Origin of the sequence: Vibrio sp. Vf1514 (genome assembly GCF_052076135.1) — a bacterium.
In the GTDB taxonomy this organism is placed as follows: Bacteria; Pseudomonadota; Gammaproteobacteria; order Enterobacterales; family Vibrionaceae; genus Vibrio; species Vibrio furnissii.
The window spans coordinates 2,240,156-2,262,158 of sequence record NZ_CP197267.1 but is presented as its reverse complement, the minus strand read 5'-3'; the positions used below and the strand labels follow the sequence as shown (position 1 = coordinate 2,262,158).

25 protein-coding genes are annotated in these 22,003 nt (G+C 50.5%); 22 read left to right on the top strand and 3 right to left on the bottom strand.

All coding sequences use genetic code 11. The features are described 5' to 3' along the window. The first annotated feature begins 6 nt into the window (after nt 1-6). From ACS18Q_RS10415 to ACS18Q_RS10320, 20 genes are all read left to right on the top strand, one after another. Complete coding sequence (locus tag ACS18Q_RS10415; RefSeq protein WP_004724540.1) at nt 7-894, top strand: MinD/ParA family protein; 888 nt, start codon at nt 7-9, stop codon at nt 892-894. Next, entirely contained in the window at nt 887-1,621 is a 735-nt protein-coding gene (locus ACS18Q_RS10410) for an RNA polymerase sigma factor FliA (RefSeq protein WP_014204643.1), read from the top strand. Before ACS18Q_RS10415 ends, ACS18Q_RS10410 begins: the two co-directional genes overlap by 8 nt. 45 nt (nt 1,622-1,666) lie before the next feature. Further along, nucleotides 1,667-2,035, top strand: coding sequence for a chemotaxis response regulator CheY (cheY, locus tag ACS18Q_RS10405; protein WP_038150782.1), 369 nt, complete (start codon nt 1,667-1,669; stop codon nt 2,033-2,035). A gap of 58 nt (nt 2,036-2,093) precedes the next feature. Continuing rightward, nucleotides 2,094-2,810, top strand: coding sequence for a protein phosphatase CheZ (locus tag ACS18Q_RS10400; protein ID WP_004724536.1), 717 nt, complete (start codon nt 2,094-2,096; stop codon nt 2,808-2,810). Nucleotides 2,811-2,819: 9 nt separating this feature from the next. Then, a complete protein-coding gene (locus ACS18Q_RS10395) occupies nt 2,820-5,102 on the top strand; it encodes a chemotaxis protein CheA (RefSeq protein WP_004724535.1) in 2,283 nt (760 codons plus the stop codon). A gap of 25 nt (nt 5,103-5,127) precedes the next feature. Continuing rightward, the gene (locus ACS18Q_RS10390) at nt 5,128-6,258 is read left to right on the top strand and encodes a protein-glutamate methylesterase/protein-glutamine glutaminase (protein WP_004724533.1); all 1,131 of its coding nucleotides are present in this window, start codon (nt 5,128-5,130) and stop codon (nt 6,256-6,258) included. Between the two features lie 8 nt (nt 6,259-6,266). After that, nucleotides 6,267-7,043, top strand: coding sequence for a ParA family protein (locus tag ACS18Q_RS10385; protein WP_004724531.1), 777 nt, complete (start codon nt 6,267-6,269; stop codon nt 7,041-7,043). Next, nucleotides 7,036-8,025 (top strand): chemotaxis protein CheW, encoded by a 990-nt coding sequence (locus ACS18Q_RS10380; RefSeq protein ID WP_441257063.1) that lies wholly within the window; start codon nt 7,036-7,038, stop codon nt 8,023-8,025. The genes ACS18Q_RS10385 and ACS18Q_RS10380 overlap by 8 nt, the downstream gene beginning before the upstream one ends. Nucleotides 8,026-8,063: 38 nt before the next feature. Next, complete coding sequence (locus tag ACS18Q_RS10375) at nt 8,064-8,558, top strand: chemotaxis protein CheW (RefSeq protein ID WP_004724527.1); 495 nt, start codon at nt 8,064-8,066, stop codon at nt 8,556-8,558. Next, nucleotides 8,558-9,067 (top strand): DUF2802 domain-containing protein, encoded by a 510-nt coding sequence (locus ACS18Q_RS10370; RefSeq protein ID WP_004724525.1) that lies wholly within the window; start codon nt 8,558-8,560, stop codon nt 9,065-9,067. Before ACS18Q_RS10375 ends, ACS18Q_RS10370 begins: the two co-directional genes overlap by 1 nt. A gap of 215 nt (nt 9,068-9,282) precedes the next feature. Further along, nucleotides 9,283-9,903, top strand: a complete 621-nt coding sequence (ccmA, locus tag ACS18Q_RS10365) for a cytochrome c biogenesis heme-transporting ATPase CcmA (RefSeq protein ID WP_004724524.1) — start codon at nt 9,283-9,285, stop codon at nt 9,901-9,903. After that, a complete protein-coding gene (gene ccmB / locus ACS18Q_RS10360) occupies nt 9,903-10,571 on the top strand; it encodes a heme exporter protein CcmB (RefSeq protein ID WP_004724522.1) in 669 nt (222 codons plus the stop codon). Before ccmA ends, ccmB begins: the two co-directional genes overlap by 1 nt. Before the next feature lie 92 nt (nt 10,572-10,663). After that, entirely contained in the window at nt 10,664-11,410 is a 747-nt protein-coding gene (locus tag ACS18Q_RS10355) for a heme ABC transporter permease (protein WP_004724520.1), read from the top strand. A gap of 1 nt (nt 11,411) precedes the next feature. Beyond that, the gene (ccmD, locus tag ACS18Q_RS10350) at nt 11,412-11,618 is read left to right on the top strand and encodes a heme exporter protein CcmD (RefSeq protein ID WP_004724518.1); all 207 of its coding nucleotides are present in this window, start codon (nt 11,412-11,414) and stop codon (nt 11,616-11,618) included. Further along, nucleotides 11,615-12,097: a cytochrome c maturation protein CcmE gene (ccmE, locus tag ACS18Q_RS10345; protein ID WP_441257062.1), complete on the top strand. Its 483-nt coding sequence runs from the start codon at nt 11,615-11,617 to the stop codon at nt 12,095-12,097. Before ccmD ends, ccmE begins: the two co-directional genes overlap by 4 nt. After that, the gene (locus ACS18Q_RS10340; RefSeq protein WP_004724516.1) at nt 12,094-14,049 is read left to right on the top strand and encodes a heme lyase CcmF/NrfE family subunit; all 1,956 of its coding nucleotides are present in this window, start codon (nt 12,094-12,096) and stop codon (nt 14,047-14,049) included. Before ccmE ends, ACS18Q_RS10340 begins: the two co-directional genes overlap by 4 nt. Nucleotides 14,050-14,052: 3 nt before the next feature. Beyond that, nucleotides 14,053-14,607 (top strand): DsbE family thiol:disulfide interchange protein, encoded by a 555-nt coding sequence (locus ACS18Q_RS10335; RefSeq protein WP_004724515.1) that lies wholly within the window; start codon nt 14,053-14,055, stop codon nt 14,605-14,607. Next, nucleotides 14,604-15,089, top strand: a complete 486-nt coding sequence (locus ACS18Q_RS10330; protein WP_441257061.1) for a cytochrome c-type biogenesis protein — start codon at nt 14,604-14,606, stop codon at nt 15,087-15,089. The genes ACS18Q_RS10335 and ACS18Q_RS10330 overlap by 4 nt, the downstream gene beginning before the upstream one ends. Then, complete coding sequence (gene ccmI, locus ACS18Q_RS10325) at nt 15,086-16,309, top strand: c-type cytochrome biogenesis protein CcmI (protein WP_283513222.1); 1,224 nt, start codon at nt 15,086-15,088, stop codon at nt 16,307-16,309. The genes ACS18Q_RS10330 and ccmI overlap by 4 nt, the downstream gene beginning before the upstream one ends. 74 nt (nt 16,310-16,383) lie before the next feature. Continuing rightward, entirely contained in the window at nt 16,384-17,139 is a 756-nt protein-coding gene (locus ACS18Q_RS10320) for an MlaA family lipoprotein (protein ID WP_441257060.1), read from the top strand. A gap of 22 nt (nt 17,140-17,161) precedes the next feature. On the opposite strand, the gene ACS18Q_RS10315 is transcribed toward ACS18Q_RS10320, so the two are convergent. The 3 genes from ACS18Q_RS10315 to sodB form a co-directional block, all read right to left on the bottom strand. Beyond that, nucleotides 17,162-17,830: an SDR family oxidoreductase gene (locus tag ACS18Q_RS10315; protein ID WP_158140377.1), complete on the bottom strand. Its 669-nt coding sequence runs from the start codon at nt 17,828-17,830 to the stop codon at nt 17,162-17,164. A 194-nt stretch (nt 17,831-18,024) separates the two neighbouring features. After that, entirely contained in the window at nt 18,025-18,528 is a 504-nt protein-coding gene (locus tag ACS18Q_RS10310; protein WP_004724504.1) for a VC2046/SO_2500 family protein, read from the bottom strand. Between the two features lie 129 nt (nt 18,529-18,657). Beyond that, a complete protein-coding gene (sodB, locus tag ACS18Q_RS10305; RefSeq protein ID WP_014204651.1) occupies nt 18,658-19,242 on the bottom strand; it encodes a superoxide dismutase [Fe] in 585 nt (194 codons plus the stop codon). Between the two features lie 329 nt (nt 19,243-19,571). On the opposite strand from sodB, the gene ACS18Q_RS10300 reads away from it, so the two are divergent. Next, nucleotides 19,572-19,907, top strand: coding sequence for a Grx4 family monothiol glutaredoxin (locus ACS18Q_RS10300; protein WP_004724159.1), 336 nt, complete (start codon nt 19,572-19,574; stop codon nt 19,905-19,907). A 105-nt stretch (nt 19,908-20,012) separates the two neighbouring features. Continuing rightward, the gene (locus ACS18Q_RS10295) at nt 20,013-21,965 is read left to right on the top strand and encodes a DNA topoisomerase III (RefSeq protein WP_441257059.1); all 1,953 of its coding nucleotides are present in this window, start codon (nt 20,013-20,015) and stop codon (nt 21,963-21,965) included. Nucleotides 21,966-22,003: the final 38 nt, after the last annotated feature.

Sequence of the window (22,003 nt, the reverse complement as noted above, 5' to 3'; positions counted from 1 at the left end):
CAGATTATGACGAACAAAATGATATATGACCAAGCAAGCGGCTTACGTCGTTTAACCCAGCCTTCTGTAACCAAAGTCATCGCGGTGACTGGTGGTAAAGGGGGCGTGGGCAAATCAAATGTGACTCTGGGTATGGCCATTTGCATGGCTCGCCAGGGAAAAAAAGTCATGGTGCTGGATGCTGACCTAGGATTAGCGAATGTGGACGTGATGCTCGGCATTCGCCCCAAACGCAATTTAGGTCATGTTCTCGCCGGGGAATGCGAACTCAAAGATGCGATCGTTGACGGTCCGCACGGTATCCGTATCATTCCCGCCACGTCTGGAACGCAGTCGATGACCGAACTGTCCCACGCGCAACATGTGGGGTTGATTCGTGCATTTGGCTCGCTCGAAGATGAGATGGACATTTTGCTGGTGGATACCGCAGCCGGTATCTCCGACATGGTGGTCAGCTTTTCACGAGCCGCGCAAGATGTCGTGGTGGTGGTGTGCGATGAACCGACTTCTATCACGGATGCATATGCATTGATCAAACTTTTGAGCAGAGAACACCAAGTTCAGCGATTTAAGATTGTTGCGAACATGGTCAGGAGCTATCGTGAAGGCAGGGAGTTGTTCGCGAAGTTGACGTTAGTCACAGAGCGCTTCCTGAATGTTAGCCTCGAACTCGTCGCCTGTATTCCTTTGGACGATAATGTACGTCAGGCAGTCAAAAGACAAAAAATTGTGGTGGATGCCTTCCCGCGTTCACCCGCAGCGTTAGCGATTAGCTCGCTGGCGAACAAGGCCTTAACTTGGCCGATCCCAAGAACCCCAAGTGGGCATTTAGAATTCTTTGTGGAAAGGCTACTTAATCGGTCAGAAATAGTAGGGGAACCATTCGGTGAATAAAGCGCTTACTTATGATCAGTACGGCAATATGAATAGCCAGAAATTGTTTCTGGATAAATATTCCGTGCTGGTTAAGCGTATAGCTCATCATTTAATCGGGCGTTTACCTCCCAGTGTCCTTATTGAAGATTTAATACAAGCCGGCATGGTCGGCTTGCTTGAAGCACAGAAGAACTACGACGGAAGTAAAGGTGCGAGTTTTGAAACCTACGCCGGAATTCGTATTCGGGGCGCAATGCTCGACGATATTCGACGTGGTGACTGGGTGCCACGATCGGTGCACAAGCACAATCGTGAAATCGGTCAGGCAATTGCAGTGTTGGAAGGAGAGCTGAATCGCGATCCGACCGACAGTGAAGTCGCAAAACATCTGGGTATGTCGTTAGATCAATATCATAGCGTGTTAACCGACATAAACTGTTCACGAATTGTCGGAATTGAAGACTTAGGTGTGACAGACGATGCCATTTCGCCAGTGGATGACGATGAAGACAATTCACCCTTTAAAGGTGTGGCAGACGAATCGTTCCGCAAAGCATTGGTTGAGTCAATAAAATCACTTCCTGAGCGTGAAGCTTTAGTACTTTCGCTCTATTATGATGAAGAGCTAAACTTGAAAGAAATTGGTGAAGTACTTGGCGTGAGTGAGTCCCGCGTGAGCCAAATACTGAGCCAAGCAATGCAACGTCTGAGAACCAAATTGAGCTCTTGGACACAAAACGACTAAATATCACTGATTTCGAACTCAGTGGAGGCAACTTTGAATAAAAACATGAAGATCCTTATTGTTGACGATTTTTCAACAATGCGCCGTATTGTAAAAAACCTACTCCGCGATCTGGGTTTCAATAACACTCAAGAAGCGGACGATGGCTTGACGGCATTGCCGATGCTTAAAAAGGGTGAATTTGATTTCGTGGTCACAGATTGGAACATGCCAGGCATGCAAGGCATTGATCTTCTGAGAAACATTCGCGCGGACGACGAATTGAAACACCTGCCGGTACTGATGATCACTGCCGAAGCAAAACGCGAACAGATTATCGAAGCGGCTCAAGCTGGCGTTAACGGCTACATCGTTAAACCATTCACCGCGGCGACGCTGAAAGAAAAACTAGAAAAAATCTTCGAGCGTCTCTAAGAACTTTCGTGAGAACAAAAGTTTGCTCTATTCAAACGCGTGAAAGGTTAATTACCGGATGATTTCATTAGAACAAGCCAAAGAACTCGTTCAATTACTCGAGAATGGACAGCAAGACAGCGCCAATCTTTTACTCAAGCAGATGTACGAATCGGAACGCAATCCGATGCTGCAGGAGATTGGTGAACTGACGCGCGAACTGCATGATTCGCTGAAGCAGTTCCATATCGATGATCGCATGAGCGAGATCGCCAATGACGAAATACCTGATGCGCGAGACAGATTACAGTACGTCATTGAAAAAACAGAAATTGCTGCCAACAAGACCATGGACGCCGTGGATCGTTGCATGCCGATAGCAGACAGTTTGCACGAGAGCTTACTGTTGGTTCGTCCTCAATGGAACGAACTGATGCATGGTAAAATTGAACTGAGTGAGTTCAAAGCATTGTGTCACCGAATCGACAACATTCTTTCTCAAATAGAAGGTGACAGCAGTGAATTGCGCGGGCAATTGACCGAAATTCTGATGGCTCAAGACTTCCAAGACCTGACTGGGCAGATTATTCGTCGCGTGATTACACTCGTGAATGAAGTCGAAAAACGTCTGGTCGATATTTTGACAGTCTTTGGCAGCAATCACATAGAACAACAAGACAAAGCCAAAAAAGCATCGACTGATCCAGAGGGGCCAATTTTGAATCCTCATGAACGCAGTGACGCGGTTTCATCTCAAGACGAAGTAGACGACTTGCTATCGAGTCTTGGATTTTAGGGGTAACGTATGAGCTACGATTTAGACGAAGACATTCTTCAGGACTTTTTGGTTGAAGCGGGTGAAATTCTCGAACTGCTGTCTGAACAGCTAGTCGAGTTAGAGAATAATCCAGAAGACCGAGACCTTTTAAACGCGATTTTCCGCGGTTTTCATACCGTGAAAGGCGGTGCAGGTTTCTTATCTCTGACTGAACTGGTAGAAACGTGTCACGGTGCCGAGAACGTGTTCGATATTTTGCGAAACGGTCAACGCAGCGTGTCTCCTCGTTTGATGGATACCATGCTGCGTGCGCTGGATACCGTCAACGAACAGTTCCGTGCAGTCCAAGAGCATGAACCGCTTGAAGCGGCAGATCCCGAGTTGCTTGAAGAGCTTCATCAACTGTGCCGACCTGAATCTGAAGACAACGATGACGTTGAAGAAGCCGTTGAAGAGATGGTGATCGAAGACGTGATTGAAGAAGTTGAGTCTGAATTGGCTGATATTGCCCCTGCCGAACCCGTCAGCGCCGTTGAGGCCGATTCGATCGACGACATTACCGAAGACGAGTTTGAGAAACTGCTCGACGAGCTGCATGGCAAAGGCCGCGCTCCGGGCGCAGATGCTCAAGCGGCAGCACCCGCTGCGCCAACACAACCGACGCCAGCACCGGCAAGTAGCGATGCAAGCGGCGACATTACTGATGACGAGTTCGAACGTCTTCTGGATGAGCTGCATGGCAAAGGCAAAGGGCCGTCACTGAATGCGCCGGAGACACCGCCAACGCCTCAAGCGCCAACACCGAAAGCACCTGCAGCCAAAGCACCTTCTGCCGGTTCAGACAGCGATTTGATGACCGACGAAGAGTTTGAAAAACTGCTTGATGAACTGCACGGTGCGGGTAAAGGTCCTTCTCCGGAAGAGCTGGACATGGCGACTCGCCCAGTCAGCGAGAACCCGGCTTCAGCGCCAGCGCCAAAAGCATCTGCACCGAAAGCACCTGCGGCAAAACCTGCAGCACAAAGCACCCCTAAAGTTGCACCCGCGAAAGCAGCGCCCACACCGAAAGTGGTGGACGAGCCTGCTGAAAAACGTGAAGTGGCAGCGGCTGGTGGTGCGAAGAAACCGCAAGCGGAAGCCACCGTACGTGTGGACACCTCAACGCTGGATACCATCATGAACATGGTGGGTGAGCTGGTTCTGGTGCGTAACCGACTGTTGAGCTTGGGCCTCAACAGCAACGACGAAGAAATGTCAAAAGCGGTTGCAAACTTGGATGTGGTCACGGCGGACTTGCAAGGCGCGGTGATGAAAACCCGCATGCAACCGATCAAGAAAGTGTTTGGTCGTTTCCCGCGCGTGGTTCGTGACTTGGCGCGTAACCTGAAAAAAGACATCGTGCTGGAAATGCGCGGTGAAGAAACCGACCTAGATAAAAACTTGGTTGAGGCGCTGGCGGATCCATTGATCCACTTGGTGCGTAACTCAGTCGACCACGGTATTGAAATGCCGGATGACCGCGTCAAAGCGGGTAAACCGCGTACCGGTAAAGTGATTCTTTCTGCGTCGCAGGAAGGGGATCATATCGAACTGGCGATCGTCGATGATGGCGGCGGTATGGATCCGAATAAGCTGCGTGGTATTGCGGTGAAACGCGGCATGATGGATGAAGATGCGGCAGCGCGTCTGTCTGACAAAGAGTGTTTCAATCTTATCTTTGCGCCGGGTTTCTCCAGTAAAGAAAAAATCTCGGATATCTCGGGTCGTGGTGTGGGCATGGACGTGGTGAAAACTGCGATCAACACGCTCAACGGTTCGATTGATATCGACTCTGAATTAGGGAAAGGCACCAAGATCACGATTAAAGTGCCGTTGACACTGGCCATTCTGCCAACCTTGATGGTGGGCGTTGCCGGTCACCCATTTGCGCTGCCATTGGCAAGCGTGAACGAAATTTTCCATTTGGATTTGAGCCGCACCAACGTGGTGGATGGTCAGCTAACGATCATCGTTCGTGACAAATCGATTCCGCTATTCTATCTGCAAAACTGGCTCGCGCCACAGGCAGGTCGAGTGGAAGCGCGTAAAGGTCATGGCCACGTGGTTATCGTACAGATCGGTAGCCAACGTGTCGGTTTCGTGGTTGATGCACTGATTGGTCAGGAAGAGGTGGTGATCAAGCCGCTGGACAAACTGCTGCAAGGCACGCCAGGTATGGCGGGCGCAACCATTACCAGTGATGGTCATATCGCACTCATTCTGGATGTGCCGGATTTGCTCAAGCAGTACGCTGCGGCATCGCGAATCTAGTTGACCACCCAAGATAAGGATAACTATGGCGATTAAAGTATTAGTTGTTGATGATTCAAGCTTCTTCAGACGCCGTGTGAGTGAAATCATTAACTCCGAATCGCGTTTAGAAGTGATTGATGTCGCGACTAACGGCAGAGAGGCAGTGGATAAAGCCCAGCGCCTCAAACCCGATGTCATTACGATGGATATTGAGATGCCTGTGATGGACGGCATTAGCGCCGTTCGTGAAATCATGGCCGCCAATCCGACGCCAATTTTGATGTTCTCATCCCTGACGCACGATGGCGCGAAAGCGACCCTAGATGCGTTGGACGCTGGTGCGCTGGATTTCTTACCGAAAAAATTTGAAGACATAGCTCGTAACCGCGATGAAGCGGTGTCGCTGCTGCAACAACGTGTCATTCAAATCGCGTCAAAGAAAGCGTTTATGCGTCGCCCGGTCGTCTCACGTCCGGCGACCTCATCACCAACGCCAGCATCGCCATCGAGCTTGCTTAACCGCACGTCTTCATCCACGTCGTCGTTGACTCAAAGTCGCCCCGTCGTGGCATCGGCTCGTTTTAAAGCCAGTGGTAAGAAGTATCAATTGACGGCAATTGGCACCTCAACCGGTGGTCCGGTGGCGCTGCAAAAAATTCTGACCAAGTTGCCGGCCAATTATCCTCACCCGATCGTGCTGATTCAACATATGCCAGCGACATTTACGGCCGCGTTTGCTAGCCGTTTGAATTCGCTGTGCAAGATCCAAGTGAAAGAAGCCGAAGACGGTGACGTGTTGCGTCCGGGCGTGGCGTATCTTGCGCCGGGTGGCAAGCAAATGATGTTGGAAGGTCGTCCTGGTGCGGCGAAGCTGCGTATTATCGATGGCGGCGAACGTATGAACTACAAACCGTGCGTGGATGTGACCTTTGGTTCGGCATCAAAAATTTACGGCGACAAAGTACTGTCAATGGTGTTGACCGGTATGGGTGCCGATGGTCGTGAAGGCGCGCGTATGCTGAAAAATGCAGGCGCCACGATTTGGGCCCAAGACGAAGACAGTTGCGTGGTGTATGGCATGCCACAAGCGGTCGCGAAAGCCGGCATCTCAAGCGAAGATTTACCGTTGGACCGCATCGCTGAGCGCATGTTGGTCGAAGTGGGCTTGGCCTGAGGAGCGCTATGATTGTTTGGAGTGTAGCCAACCAAAAAGGCGGCGTCGGTAAAACCACAACCACCATCACATTGGCGGGCTTGTTGAGTAAGCAAGGCAAGCGTGTGTTGTTGGTGGACACCGATCCCCATGCGTCGCTGACTACCTATCTGGGGTATGACTCCGATAGTGTGCCTGCGAGCCTGTTTGATCTGTTTCAACTGCGTGAATATACCGAACACACGGTGGAGCCTCTGATTCTGCGTACCGATGTGGAAGGCATTGACCTGATTCCAGCGCACATGTCGCTGGCAACGTTGGATCGCGTGATGGGCAATCGCAGCGGCATGGGGTTGATCCTCAAACGCGCGTTGCTGGCTTTGCGTCAGCGCTACGATTACGTGTTGATTGACTGCCCGCCGATTCTTGGGGTGATGATGGTGAATGCGCTTGCCGCGAGTGACCGTATTTTGATTCCTGTACAAACCGAGTTTCTGGCGATGAAAGGCTTGGAGCGCATGGTGCGTACGTTGGCCATTATGCAGAAATCGCGCAACCGAGAATTCAAGGTCACCATTGTCCCGACGATGTACGATAAACGAACTCGCGCATCATTGCAGACATTAAATCAGTTGAAGAAAGATTATCCGGAGCAGGTATGGACCTCGGCGGTGCCGATTGATACCAAATTCCGGGACGCGAGTTTGAAACGTTTACCTGCATCCCATTTTGCGGAAGGTAGCCGGGGTGTGTTTGCGTATAAGCAATTACTGCTGTTTTTAGAGAGGCTTGCTATCAATGAGTAGCCCGTTGCTGTCGAGTGAACAAGCGCTAGATGATTACTTCACCGCTCTGCTTGATGAGGAGCTGGGTGAAGAGGAGCTTGCGCCGCAACCACAGCCCGAGTCAGAGCCTGCACTGGAACCGATGTTGCAATCGGTGCCAGAAAAGAGTTATTTCGAACAAGAACTCGACGAGATTGAACTGCCGAATCTGGATGACGTTCAGCGTTTGCTGAGCCAGCTGGAAAACAGCAACCCAGTGGCGGAGCTGGATCTCGAAGAGGTGATGGAACAAAACACCATCGAGATTGCACAGCATCTGGATGTGGCCGACGTCGTGGACGAAATTCAGGAATGGGATATTGAGCCTGTTGCTGAGGTGATGACAGACGTCGTTGCAGATGAGCCGCTCGTCGACACCGTTGAACGGGTTGAGCCGGACGTGGTGACGTTGGAACCCACGTTGGATGAAGGGGTTGCTGAGCCTGAAGTTGAGCAAGCTCCTCAAACGCAAACCGGTGGTTTTGACCTAGGACTTTGGGACAATTCGGTTCGCAATGAAGCCTTTCAAGTGCTCTACTTTGATGTCAATGGCGTGACCTTTGCTGTGCCATTGGACGAACTGGGCGGAATTCATCGCAAGAGCAGCCTCAATCACCTGATTGGTCGCCCGGGGTGGTATTTAGGCTTACAAACCAACCGCGACGCGCAGTTGGACGTGGTGGATACTGCCAAATGGGTGATGGCTGAAAAGCTGCGTGACGAGAGCTACAAAGACGATTATCAATACATCGTCATGTTAGGCGAAAGTTTATGGGGCTTGGCGTGTACCAAGCTGCTGGGCACGGAGCTGCTCAATAGTGAAAAAGTTCGCTGGCGTGAGCAGGTGGGTAAACGCCCATGGCTGGCCGGAATGGTTAAAGAAAAAATGTGCGCATTGATCCATGTTCAAGCATTGATAGCTATGCTTAACGCAGGTCTTGATGTAAAAGCACTCGATAAATAACACATTTTTTGTCGGATACGACTTAGAGAGGAAAAGGTATGTCTCAAGCGAACGAAGTTGAAGTGAGAAAAGAACACTCTAACGACGAAGTGCTTCAGTGGGTGACGTTCCAACTAGAAGAAGAAACGTACGGCATCAACGTGATGCAAGTGCGTGAAGTGCTGCGTTACACTGAAATTGCACCAGTTCCCGGTGCGCCAGACTACGTGCTGGGGATCATCAACCTACGTGGTAACGTGGTTACCGTGATCGACACGCGTTCTCGTTTTGGTTTGATGCAAGGTGAGATCACCGATAACACCCGTATCATCGTGATTGAGTCAGAACGCCAAGTGATCGGTATTCTGGTCGACAGCGTCGCGGAAGTGGTTTACCTGCGTTCTTCTGAAATCGATACCACACCAAGCGTGGGCACCGATGAAAGCTCGAAATTCATTCAGGGCGTGAGCAACCGCGATGGCAAACTACTGATTCTGGTTGACCTGAACAAGCTGCTGACCGATGAAGAATGGGATGAAATGGCTCATCTGTAATGGGTGACATTCTTTGGCTAACGCCGCCTGTGATTGCAGGGGGCAGTGCACTGGTTGTCTTGCTACTGTTGTTGGCGTTGTTTCGTCTGCGCCGCAGTCAGTCAAAGCAGACCGATTATTTTCGTCAGCAGGTTCGTCATCTCGACAAAGAACTGCAAAAAGCCAATAAACAGGTGTTGGAAGTTCGCTCTGTGATGGTCGGATTGGGGCAAAAAGTGTCGGAGCAACAAGACATTATTTTGCACCTCAACGAGCGTTTGAAAGAGCTGGAAAATGCCGATACTGATGGCCGTTTGTACAGCCGAGCCTCGAAGATGGTGAAACTGGGTGCCGACATCAATGAATTGATTGAAGAGTGCGAATTACCGAAAGCGGAAGCCGAGCTCATGCTATCGCTACAGAAAAAACTGTCCGGTAAAGAGGCGATTCCGCCACTGACGAGCCATCCCGAGCGAAAAGCCGCTGCGGCTGCTGGGGCGAAAAGGCCGGTGAGAAAACCGTCACGTTAATCGATTTTCATTTGTGAAAAAGGAAGCCAATGTGCTTCCTTTTTTTATGCGTGTAGGTTATGAATGAATGTAACCAAAAAGGGGTAGTTGCTTCAGAATATAATTAAAAATTAACAGTTTCTTACTTAGTTTCGTGACTCGTAATACCCTTACTCTATTTAGTCTCTTCTAGGGTGTGGTAATATAAGCGCCCCAAATTATTGATACAGAAGCTCATGCTGGAAGTAAAAAATCTCACTGCGATTCGTGATGAAAGAGTGTTATTTGAAGCGTTATCTTTCAACATTCAATCGGGGGAACTGGTTCAAATCGAAGGACGAAACGGCACCGGCAAGACAACGCTTTTACGCATTGTGACGGGGCTGGGTGACCGTGATGACGGTGAGATTCACTGGAACGGGGTGAACATCGAAGCGGACCGCGACAGTTATCACCACGATCTTCTGTTTCTTGGCCATCAGACCGGCATCAAACGGGAACTGACGGCATTGGAAAACTTGCGTTTTTATCAATCAATTCATACGACGGGCTGTGACCAAGAGACCTTGTATCAAGCGTTGACTCAGGTGGGCTTGGCCGGACGTGAAGATGTACCGGTGGGTCAGTTGTCTGCTGGTCAGCAACGCCGAGTTGCGCTCGCCCGTTTGTGGCTCAGTCGTCAAAAACTGTGGATTTTAGATGAGCCGCTCACGGCCATTGACAAGCAAGGGGTGAAAGTATTGGAAGCGCTGTTTCTAAAACATGCGGACCAAGGCGGCATCGTGGTGCTGACCACGCATCAGGACATGTTTGCGGACAACCCAAAACTGCGCAAGATTAAGTTGGGAGACGCTTGATGCTTTCAACCATGAGCACCATCATTCGTCGTGAACTGCTGATTGCGTTTCGTCGTCAGGCCGACATTTTCAACCCGCTGTGGTTTTTCATTATCGTGATCACCCTTTTCCCCCTCAGCATTGGCCCGGATCCGAGTTTATTATCGCGCATTGCGCCTGGCATTGTCTGGGTGGCTGCGCTTTTGTCGGCATTGTTGTCTTTAGAGCGTCTGTTTCGTGATGACTATCAGGATGGTTCGCTGGAACAAATGATGTTGATGCCCGTGCCGTTACCGGTGGTGGTGATTTCAAAAGTATTGGCGCATTGGCTACTCACGGGTGTGCCACTGATCCTGATTAGTCCTCTGCTGGCGATTTTATTGTCTTTGGACATGAACACTTGGTTGTCGGTGGTGCTGACATTGCTGCTTGGCACCCCCACATTAAGCTTTATCGGTGCTATTGGTGTTGCCCTGACGGTGGGGTTGCAAAAAGGTGGCGTGCTGCTCAGTTTGCTGGTGCTGCCTCTCTACATCCCCATTTTGATCTTTGCGACTTCGGCGATTGATGCGGCATCGTTAGGCATGGCGTACAACGGGCAATTGGCGATTTTGGCGGCGATGTTTATGGGGGCATTGACCCTAACACCGTTTGCGATTGCTGCAGCGTTGCGCGTAAGTGTCAATTAATTGTGTTCGATCAAGCACGAAAAAATCTGGTTAGATAAATTGCAAACCGAACAATCGAGATTCGGTACTTGAAGTAAAAGTGAGAGTAAACAATGTGGAAATGGCTTCATCCCTATGCCAAACCAGAGTCGGCCTATCGCCTGTGCGGTAAGTTTCTGCCTTGGTTTGCGATTCTAGCTCTGTTGTGTTTATCCGCAGGTACGGTCTGGGGCCTTGCCTACGCGCCATCTGATTATCAACAGGGAGATAGTTTTCGTATCATCTACATCCATGTGCCCGCCGCGATTTGGTCGATGGGGGTGTATATGTCGATGGCTATCGCCGCGTTCATTGGCTTGGTATGGCAAGTCAAATTGTCGGATATGGCGGCGTCAGCCATGGCGCCTATTGGTGCGGTCTACACGTTTATCGCGTTGATTACAGGTGCGGTGTGGGGCAAGCCCATGTGGGGCACATGGTGGGTGTGGGACGCCCGTTTGACTTCCGAGCTCATTCTTCTTTTCCTCTATCTCGGTGTGATCGCCCTTTATCATGCGTTTGACGATCAAAAAACCGCTGCGAAAGCCGCGGGCATTCTGGCGATTGTTGGCGTGATTAACCTACCAATCATTCACTATTCTGTGGAGTGGTGGAACACCCTACATCAGGGCGCAACCATCACTAAATTCGATAAACCTTCGATTTCAAGCGATATGCTGTGGCCGCTGTTACTGAACATTTTCGGTTTTGCCTTCTTCTTTGGCGCACTGACGATGATCCGTTTGCGCAATGAAATCATCAGTAAAGAGAGTCACCGCCCGTGGGTGATTCAATTGGCTAGCACGCGAAGAGGGAAATAAGATGCACTTTGAATCGATGAGCGATTTCTGGGCAATGGGAGGCTACGCGGCGTATGTGTGGAGCTCCTTTGGTATTACTTTCTTATCAATGTTGATTTTGTGGGTGGCGAGTGTTCGCCGCGGTCAAACGCTACTGACTGAAGTCCAGGCTAAGGTAGCGCGTCAGGCACGAATCGATGCAGCAAAAAATATGGAGAACACACTATGAATCCAAGACGCAAGAAGCGCCTCGGTATTGTGCTGGCGATTTTCATCGGCTTAGGTGCCACCATTGGTCTCGTTCTGTACGCACTCAATCAAAACATGGATCTGTTTTATACCCCCACTGAACTGGTGAACGGCAAAAATGGCCAGAAACCGGAAGTCGGCCAACGCTTGCGCATTGGCGGCATGGTGGAAGTGGGTTCTGTGAAACGTGACCCGAATTCTCTGAAAGTGAGCTTCCTGCTGCATGACATGGGCCCTTCGGTAACCGTGACATACGAAGGCATTCTTCCGGACCTATTCCGTGAAGGGCAGGGCATTGTGGCGCAAGGTGTGCTGAAAGATGCCACCACCGTGGAAGCGTTTGAAGTCTTGGCGAAGCATGATGAAGAGTACATGCCTCCTGAGATTGCGGAAGCGATGGAGAAAAATCATTCACCCATGAGCTATTCACAAGACCAAATGCAAGGAAGTGCGAAATGATTGCGGAAATCGGTCACTTTGCGCTGATTTTGTCGCTGGCACTGGCAGTCTTGCTGAGTGTTTTGCCGCTGGTGGGCGCATCGAAAAATAACCACGTGTTGATGAATGCAGCGCGTCCGCTGTCGATCGGCATGTTCCTGATGTTGGCACTGTCGTTTGGCATTTTGCTGTGGGCGTTTTACACCAATGACTTCACGCTGCAATACGTTGCCAGTAACTCCAACAGTCAATTACCTTGGTATTATCGCCTGACGGCTGTATGGGGCGCGCACGAAGGCTCCTTGCTGCTTTGGGTGTTGATTCAAGCGGCTTGGACGCTTGCGGTGGCGACATTGAGCCGTGGCATGCCGCAAGAATCCGTGGCGCGCGTGTTGGCCGTGATGGGCTTGATTAGCGTGGGCTTCCTGCTGTTTATCATCGTCACGTCAAACCCATTCACACGTACCTTACCGTACTTCCCGGTTGATGGCCGCGATTTGAACCCATTGCTGCAAGACCCAGGCTTAATCATTCACCCGCCAATGCTCTACATGGGTTATGTGGGTTTCTCGGTGGCATTCTCATTTGCGATTGCGTCGTTGATGACTGGCCGTTTGGACACGGCGTGGGCGCGTTGGTCACGTCCATGGACCACCGCCGCGTGGCTATTTCTGACACTGGGGATCGCATTGGGCTCTTGGTGGGCATACTACGAACTAGGCTGGGGTGGCTGGTGGTTCTGGGATCCGGTCGAAAACGCGTCATTCATGCCTTGGTTGGCGGGCACCGCGTTGATGCACTCGCTGGCGGTGACTGAAAAACGCGGCACCTTCAAAGCGTGGACCGTTCTGCTGGCGATTTCGGCGTTCTCCTTGAGCTTACTGGGCACATTCCTTGTGCGTTCTGGCATTTTGGTGTCTGTTCACGCGTTTGCGTCGGACCCGGCGCGCGGCATGTTCATTCTGGCGTTTTTGGTGTTTGTGATCGGCGGTTCGCTGCTGCTGTTTGCGCTGAAAGGATCGTCTGTGCGTGTGCGTGGCAACTTTGAATTAGTGTCGCGTGAAAACGCGCTGCTGGCAAACAACGTGTTGTTGATTGCTGCGCTGGTCGTCGTGCTGATTGGTACGCTGTTACCCTTGGTGCATAAACAGTTGGGCTTGGGGTCTGTCTCGATTGGCGCCCCCTTCTTTAACACGCTGTTTGCGTGGTTAATGGTGCCGTTTGCTTTCTTGTTGGGGATTGGACCGCTGATCCGTTGGAAGCGCGATAACCTGTCAAAATTGATTAAACCGATGCTGATTTCTGGCGTGATCTCCCTGCTGCTCGGTGCGCTGATTGTGCAACTGACCACCGAACATTTCAGTGCCATGGCCTACATGGGTTGGGTGATGGCGTTGTGGATTGTTTGCCTGCATGGCGTGGAGCTGTACGAGCGTGCCACGCATCGCCATACGTTCTTCGAAGGCATCGGAAAGCTGCAACGCAGTCATTGGTCTATGATGCTGGGCCACATGGGCTTGGCGGTGACCATCATCGGTATTGCGATGGTACAAAATTACAGCATTGAACGTGATGTGCGTTTAGCGCCAGGTGAGCACTTCAAGATGCAGCAGTACGAGTTTTACTTCAAAGGACTGCGTGACAAAGATGGCCCGAACTACGACGGCTATATCGCGGATTTTGAAATTACACACCACGGCAAATACCTCAACACCTTGCATGCGGAGAAACGCTTCTATCGCACGGCGCGTTCGATGATGACCGAAGCGGCGATTGATCGCGGTTTGACGCGCGATCTCTACATTGCGATGGGAGAGCGCCTCGATGACAACAATGCGTGGGCGGTTCGAATTTACTACAAACCGTTTGTTCGTTGGATTTGGGCTGGCGCACTGTTGATGGCCATTGGTGGCGCGTTGGCGATCAGTGATAAGCGTTACCGTTTCAGAAAAAACGCGCAGCAGGAGGCTTGATTGATGAATAAGAAGATTTTGTTTATTCCGCTGGCGGCGTTTCTGGCGTTAGTTGCAGTGTTTGCCACCCAACTGGTCAAAAACTCCGAAGGGGATGATCCAACCAAACTGGAATCGGTGTTGGTCGGTCAGGCCGTGCCGCAGTTTCGCCTGGAAGATTTAGTCGAACCCGGCAAACTTTATGACCAGTCGATTTTCAAAGGCGAACCGCTGCTGTTGAACGTTTGGGCCACTTGGTGTCCGACGTGTTATGCCGAGCACCAATACCTCAACCAATTGGCGGGTAAAGGCGTCAAAATCATTGGTATGAACTACAAAGATCAGCGTGATAAAGCGGTGACATGGCTCAACGATTTGGGGAACCCATACTTGATTAGTCTGTTCGATGGAAACGGTATGCTGGGCTTAGATCTCGGGGTTTACGGCGCGCCGGAAACTTTCCTCATCGATGCCAATGGCGTGATTCGTTATCGTCATGTGGGGGACGTCAACCCTCGCAACTGGCAAGACACACTCGAGCCACTCTATAACCAATTGTTGCAGGAGGCCAAACAATGAAGCGTAGGATACTCGCTGCGGCTGCCGCGTTGATGGTTTCTTTCACCGCCATGGCCGCCATTGATGTGTACGATTTTGAGTCGCCAGAGCAGGAAACTCAGTTTCAAGAACTCAGCAACACCTTGCGTTGCCCGAAATGTCAGAACAACTCCATTGCGGATTCGAATGCCGAACTGGCTAAAGATTTGCGACACAAAGTGTATGAGATGACCAAAGAAGGTAAATCGAAAAGCGAAATCGTTGATTACATGATTGCGCGTTACGGCAACTTTGTGACTTACAATCCGCCGTTTACGCTCAGTACAGCAATTTTGTGGTTGGCTCCGCTGTCCGTATTGCTGATTGGCTTTGGCGTGATTGTGATTCGTAGTCGTCGCAGTAAAGCGGCAACGGCCAGTACGCCGGCCCAATGGGACACCGACAAAGAGGCGCGTTTGAAAGCGTTACTGGATGAAGACAAAGACGGAGATCAGCAATCATGACCTTATTTTGGATCTCAACGCTGATTTTGGTCGCGATTACCTGCGTTTTCGTTGCCATTCCGTTGATTCAGAAAAAAGCCAACAACGACACGGTGCTGCGTGACGAGCTGAATAAAGCGTTCTACAAAGACCGTTTGAATGAGCTCCAAGAAGAGACCGAAGAGGGTTTGGTGGACAATGAACAAGATTTGATCGCAGACCTCAAACAGTCGCTTCTGGATGACATACCGACACAAGAACAGGCGAAACAGCAGAGCTCGATTTCAACCATGGGGGTACTCATCCCATCGATCGCGCTGGTGGTTTTGTTGAGTTACGGTCTGTACGCTAAGTTTGGCAACTATACTAAAGTGGAACAGTGGCAACAGGTGAGTGCTAACTTACCGGAACTCACCCGTAAGTTAATGGCGCCGCAAGGTCAGGGTGTCGAGCTGTCGGATCAGGAGATGCAAGATCTAACATTGTCGCTGCGTACCCGCTTGTATTATCAACCCGAAGATTCAACCGGTTGGTTGTTGTTGGGCCGCATTGCGATGGCCAATCGTGACATGCAAACGGCCATTGGTGCCATGAAACATGCGTACGCGCTAGAGCCACAGGATGGCGACATTCAACTTGGCTACGCGCAGGCGCTGATGTTGTCTGATGATGAGATGGACCAAAATCAGGCGCGCGCCATTTTGAAACGTTTGTCTCAGCGCGACTATGTTGACTTGCGTGTCTACTCGCTATTGGCATTTGATGCATTTGAGCGTGCTGATTACCCATCCGCCATCCAATATTGGGGCATGATGCAGCAAATGATCGGTCCGAACGATGGCCGTTATGACATGCTGACGCGCAGTATTGAGAGCGCCAAACGTAAGATGGGCGAGGTGGTCGTCGACGGTCAATCGGTACCGGTCACCATTTCATTGGCCAGCAATGTGACGTTGCCGCAAAATGCCGTTTTGATTGTCTCGATTCACACGGCGGATGGCGCACCGATGCCTGTAGCAGCCGCGCGTTACCCGCTGAGTAGTTTCCCTCGCACAGTGGTGTTGGATGATGCCAACAGCATGATGCAAGGCCGTAAACTGTCGAGTCTGGATGCTTTGATGGTGCGTGTTCGCATCGATACCGATGGCAATGTGTCGACGAAAGACGGCGATTGGTACGGTGAAAGTCAGGCGGTTAAATTAGGTGAATCAGTTGAAGTTGTGATTGATAAACAGTATTAATAACCCTCCAACTGTTTCTTTCAATAAAACCAAAGGCCGATGAATATATCGGCCTTTGTCTATGGATTATAATAATGACGAGCCGCTTAGCACGGATTCTATCTATTTGTATGATGCTGGTCTTGGTCGGGTGTAGCTCTGCACCAGACGATACAGCCAACGCAGATGCCAGCGTGAATGACCCGCTGGAAGGTTTCAACCGTACCATGTGGTCGCTTAACTATGACTATCTGGATCCTTACCTTGTTCGCCCAGTTTCGCTGGCATACGTCGATTACGTGCCATCGCCAGTACGCCGTGGCATTGCCAACTTTTTGTCCAACCTGGATGAACCCTCCAGCATGGTCAACAACCTTTTGATGGGCAATGGGAGTAAAGCGGTCGATCACTTCAACCGATTTTGGATTAACAGCACGCTCGGTTTACTTGGTTTAATCGACATTGCGTCGGAAGCGGGGATCACCAAACACGATGAGAAAGCATTCAGTGATGCTGCTGGGCATCATGGCGTCGGGAATGGCCCTTACGTGATGGTACCGGGATATGGGCCGTTTACGGTTAGAGAAACCACTGACGTGGTGGACGGTTTGTATGCGCCACTTTCATACCTAAACATTTGGGCGAGCATTGGTAAATGGGCGTTTGAAGGTATGGAAACTCGCGCGGCGTTGGTGCCACAAGAAGCGATGCTGGACAACTCGCCCGACCCTTATGCGCTGACGCGAGAGGTCTACTTGCAGCGTCAGGACTTCAAAGCAGAAATTGAGAAACAAGACTACAACGCTGCCGAGGAAGATTACCTCGACGACTACTTGGAAGAAGGTTTCTAATCCATGCTCGGCTTAACCACGGTTAAGCCGACATCACTCGCCCGCTAAAATACTCATTCGACACAATGTATTCTGTGTTACGAATCAGTTCATCATTCACGGCTGCCCAATGCTCGTGTTCGTCATTGGCTGAGATGATCGGCACCACGCCTCCGACGCGAATATTAAACGGCGTCAGCTCTTTCGCCCAGCTCTGGGTAAAGCCTGAGACCATCGACGTAGCGTTTTCAATCCCCGGCTTATCTTGCGGAGAGTTGTAAGACAACACATTGACGATCACCCCTTTGGTAGAGCGATGGCGCATGCGTTCCGAGCAAGCTTGACCGAAGGTAAACAGTGACGAGGCCATTAACGCCAGTTTCTGAATGAACAGCTCTGCGGGGCGATCATCCACCACGGAAGGGAGCGGCGCGTTGGGCCAGTTGTTGATCAGAACATCCGGAACACCTTGGTAGCGTATCTCGATCTCGTCGAGCATACCGTGAATGCTATTGAGCGAATAATCGCTCAGGTGATAGTGTTCCACGTCTTGGGAAATATGCCGACAACGGGTAAAAGTTTCAAGCAGACCTTGCTGGTTGGTATCACACAACACCACCTTTGCCCCTAAACGCGCAAAGTGAATGGCCAGTGTACTGCCTAATATTGAGCTTGCTGAAGTAATCAAAACAAGTGCACTTTCTATATTCATCGTGTGCCTGCCTTATTGTGTTTATTATGTCATTTCATTATGAAACAGGTCAGCATAGGATGGTTGATTAGCTGTGAGTACGATGTGAATAACTTCAAATAACTTGGTTTGATGGCCAAGGTGGGTATGATTTCTTTGCGCTATTTCACACTCTGGCGAAATCGAAGGTAAACCGTCGCAAATGTCGACAGTGATTATGCCTGTGCACGCAGTTGATCGTGACGCCAAGCCATGTTCAATTGAGGATAAAGATCTGATGGTAGGAGTGTTTTTGGCGTTTTCTGCGCTAAGTGACGACGCTCATGCCCCGACAGGTTTAGGTAAACCTCTTCCGGCAAATCTTGCGTATCTTCAGGGAGATAAGCCAAAACTTCAGGGGTAAGGTAGTGTGACAGTTTGGCGCTCGCCAAGCCGCCTTGATGAAACAGGTCAGCTTGTCTGGCTGAAATCTGGTAAGAACTTTGGTCACTGCGCAGCGTCTGAGGTGCTTGCAATTCAAAACGCTGACGCAGCACATCTTCCGTCGTCTCCACCTGCTCGATAGCTTCAACCGGTGTCGTATCGCGTACATCGTTAGAGAACAGCGCCAACATCAAAGAAAAGTCGGCACGACGCCCATGCAAAACCGCCTGGCTGATGCCAGTGCCGATCTGCAGTTCGTTGATCAAGCCTGCTTTATCTAAAGTATGTACGTGCATGATGTTCTCCGTTTGATGCCCTTGTAACGGCCAACAAGCCTAAAACTTTAGGGATTTTCCGGAGAAAAATGACAAAAAAGCCTGCAAAAATGCAGGCTTAGTCTCAATTGCTTTTTATCCTATACAGGATTATTTAGCTAGGTTCGCTGCAACGAATTCCCAGTTAACCAGAGCCCAGAAACCGTTCATGTAATCTGGACGTACGTTACGGTAATCGATGTAGTACGCGTGTTCCCACAGGTCAACAGTCAGCAGTGGTGTTACGCCTTCTTCAGTCAGAGGCGTCGCTGCGTTAGAAGTGTTCGTGATAGCCAAAGAGCCATCTGCTTTCTTCACAAGCCAAGTCCAAGATGAACCGAAGTTGTTGATTGCTGAATCAGTGAATTTAGCTTTGAACTCTTCGAAAGAACCGAATGCTGCGTTGATTGCATCCGCTACTGCGCCAGTTGGTTCGCCGCCGCCATTTGGAGACAGACAGTGCCAGTAGAACGTGTGGTTCCAGATTTGCGCTGCGTTGTTGAATACACCGCCAGTTGAAGTCTTGATGATCTCTTCCAGAGTTTTACCTTCAAACTCAGTACCTGGGATCAGACCGTTCAGCTTAACAACGTAAGTGTTGTGGTGCTTACCGTGGTGGTAATCCAGAGTCTCTGCAGAGATGTGTGGTTCCAGTGCGTCTTTAGCGTAAGGAAGAGCTGGTAATTCAAATGCCATTGCTCGATTCTCCATATAGTTGAAAGAGTTACCTCTTTCGATTGCTTCCAGTGTTATTTTATATTCGTCGATACGACTGACTTGCGATCTATTTTAGCAAGTTTTTACTTTATTAAAACCCCAATGTGGAGAAAAATTGTTTCGCAACCCGCAGATAATGAAAGCGAGTGTGACAACGTCAGTGCCAGTTGAAGGCGAGGTTAGGCACATGTGCAAATTTGCCGATCGCGCCAAATGGATGCTATAACCATAAAGATAATGTGCTTTTTATTCTCTATTAATGATTTAGAATGGGCGCCATGAAAATTGAAATCCATTAAGAGGAAGCAATGGAAACCATCGACAAAATCAAACAGCAAATTGAAGAGAACGCGATCCTTCTGTACATGAAAGGTTCACCAAAACTGCCTAGCTGTGGTTTCTCTTCACAAGCAGCGCAAGCCCTGATGGCTTGTGGTGAAAAATTTGCCTACGTTGATATCCTGCAAAACCCGGATATCCGTGCTGAACTCCCTGTGTACGCTCAATGGCCAACCTTCCCACAACTTTGGGTAGAAGGCGAACTGATCGGCGGTTGTGACATCATCATCGAGATGTTCCAAAAAGGCGAACTTCAACCACTCATCAAAGAAGCCGCAGCTCGCTCAGCTAGCAGCGAAGAGTGATTCTGAATCGTCAAAATACTGTATAAAATCACAGTTTTTCTTGATTTCTTAAGGCCACATTCGATAATGTGGCCTTAATTTTTTGGCCGTCAGACACTGAACGCTATGACTCGTCTCTTCATTGCAGAAAAACCCAGCCTTGGCCGCGCGATCGCCGATGCATTACCAAAACCGCACAAGAAAGATCAAGGATTTATCCGCTGCGCCAATGGCGATGTGGTGACATGGTGCATCGGTCATTTGCTTGAGCAGGTGGAACCGGATGCTTACGATGAGCGTTATAAAAAGTGGAACCTGGCCGACTTACCTATTGTGCCTGAGCAGTGGCAATTGCGCGCCCGCAAATCGGCCAGCAAGCAGCTCAGCGTGGTGAAAAAACTGCTCAAAGAGGCCAATCACATCGTTCATGCCGGAGACCCGGATCGCGAAGGACAGCTGCTGGTGGACGAAGTGATCGATTACTGCAAAGTAGCGAAAAGCAAAAAAGAGTCGATGGAACGGCTGCTGATCAGTGACTTGAACTTGCCAGCGGTGAAGCGTGCATTAACCTCGATGCGTAGCAACCGCGATTTTATTCCGCTCTCTGTGTCTGCGCTGGCGCGCTCACGAGCCGATTGGTTATACGGCATGAACATGTCGCGCGCTTACACCTTGCTCGGTCAAAAAGCGGGTTATCAGGGTGTGCTCTCGGTCGGGCGCGTGCAAACACCGGTGCTGGGGTTGGTGGTGCGCCGTGATGAAGAGATCGAAAACTTCGTGCCACGCGATTACTTCACGCTGGATGCGCTGATCCCTTATCAGGACGCCAACGGCGCGTTTGATATTCGCGCGCGCTGGAAACCCAGTGACGCTTGCAAGCCTTGGCAGGATGAAGAGGGCCGCGTGCTCAACCGCAAACTGGTCGAGAACGTAGCCAGTCGCATCGCCGGACAACCCGCCAAAGTGGTGGAGTCGGAGCAGAACCAGTCCAAGCAGTCTGCGCCGCTGCCCTATTCATTGTCGGCGTTGCAGATTGATGCGGCGAAGCGTTTTAACATGAGTGCGCAACAAGTGCTCGATACTTGCCAGTCGCTGTATGAAAAACACAAACTGATCACCTATCCGCGTTCCGATTGTCGTTACCTGCCGAAAGAACATTTCGCGCAGGCGCCTTCCGTGACGGCGGCCATCGCCAATAATGCCAACGAACTGGCAGGCGCAGTGGCTAACGCCGATTTGTCGCGCAAATCCAAAGCGTGGAACGATGCTAAAGTCGACGCGCACCATGCCATTATTCCCACGCCGAAGCAGGCCTCAGTCAATGCGCTTTCCAGCTATGAAATGAAGGTGTATCAGCTGATTGCCCGTCAGTATCTGATGCAGTTTTATCCGCCAGCGGTGTATGCCGAAGCCAAGTTGGTGTTTGATATCGCTGGCGGCACGTTTGTCGCCAAAGGGCGCCAACTACTCTCGGCTGGCTGGAAAACCCTGACGGGTCAGAAAGAAGAGCAGGAAGAGGGCGTGGATACTGTACCGCCGCTACCGGTCGGAACGGTGCTGACGTGCCGTGAAGGGGAAATTAAAGATCGTAAAACCGAGCCGCCGCGTCATTTTACCGAGGCAACGTTACTTCAGGCGATGACGGGTATTGCTCGTTTTGTGGCAGACAAAGAGCTGAAAAAAATTCTGCGTGACACCGATGGATTGGGGACGGAAGCAACCCGTGCGGGCATTCTCGATACGCTGTTCAAGCGTCAGCTGCTCATACGCGAAGGGAAGTTGATTAAAAGCTCGGCGGCCGGGCGTGGCCTGATTCATGCGCTACCATCGGATGCAACCTATCCGGATATGACGGCGCACTGGGAGCATCAGCTGCAAGCCATGGCCGAACGTGGTCAGGCCTATCAGCCGTTTATGCAGGCGTTACAACAACGTATTGATCAACTGATGGCGCAGGTCAAAACAGGGCCAGTACCGGAATCACTGCGTGCATTGCCGAAAGTAGAACGTCCTGCGTTTAAGCGTAAACGCCGCACCAGCAGCAATCGAAGTCAGCCGAAAGGAAAAAGTCGCACCTAGCGGTGGTTCTATCAATGGAAGAAAACGGCAAGACATGA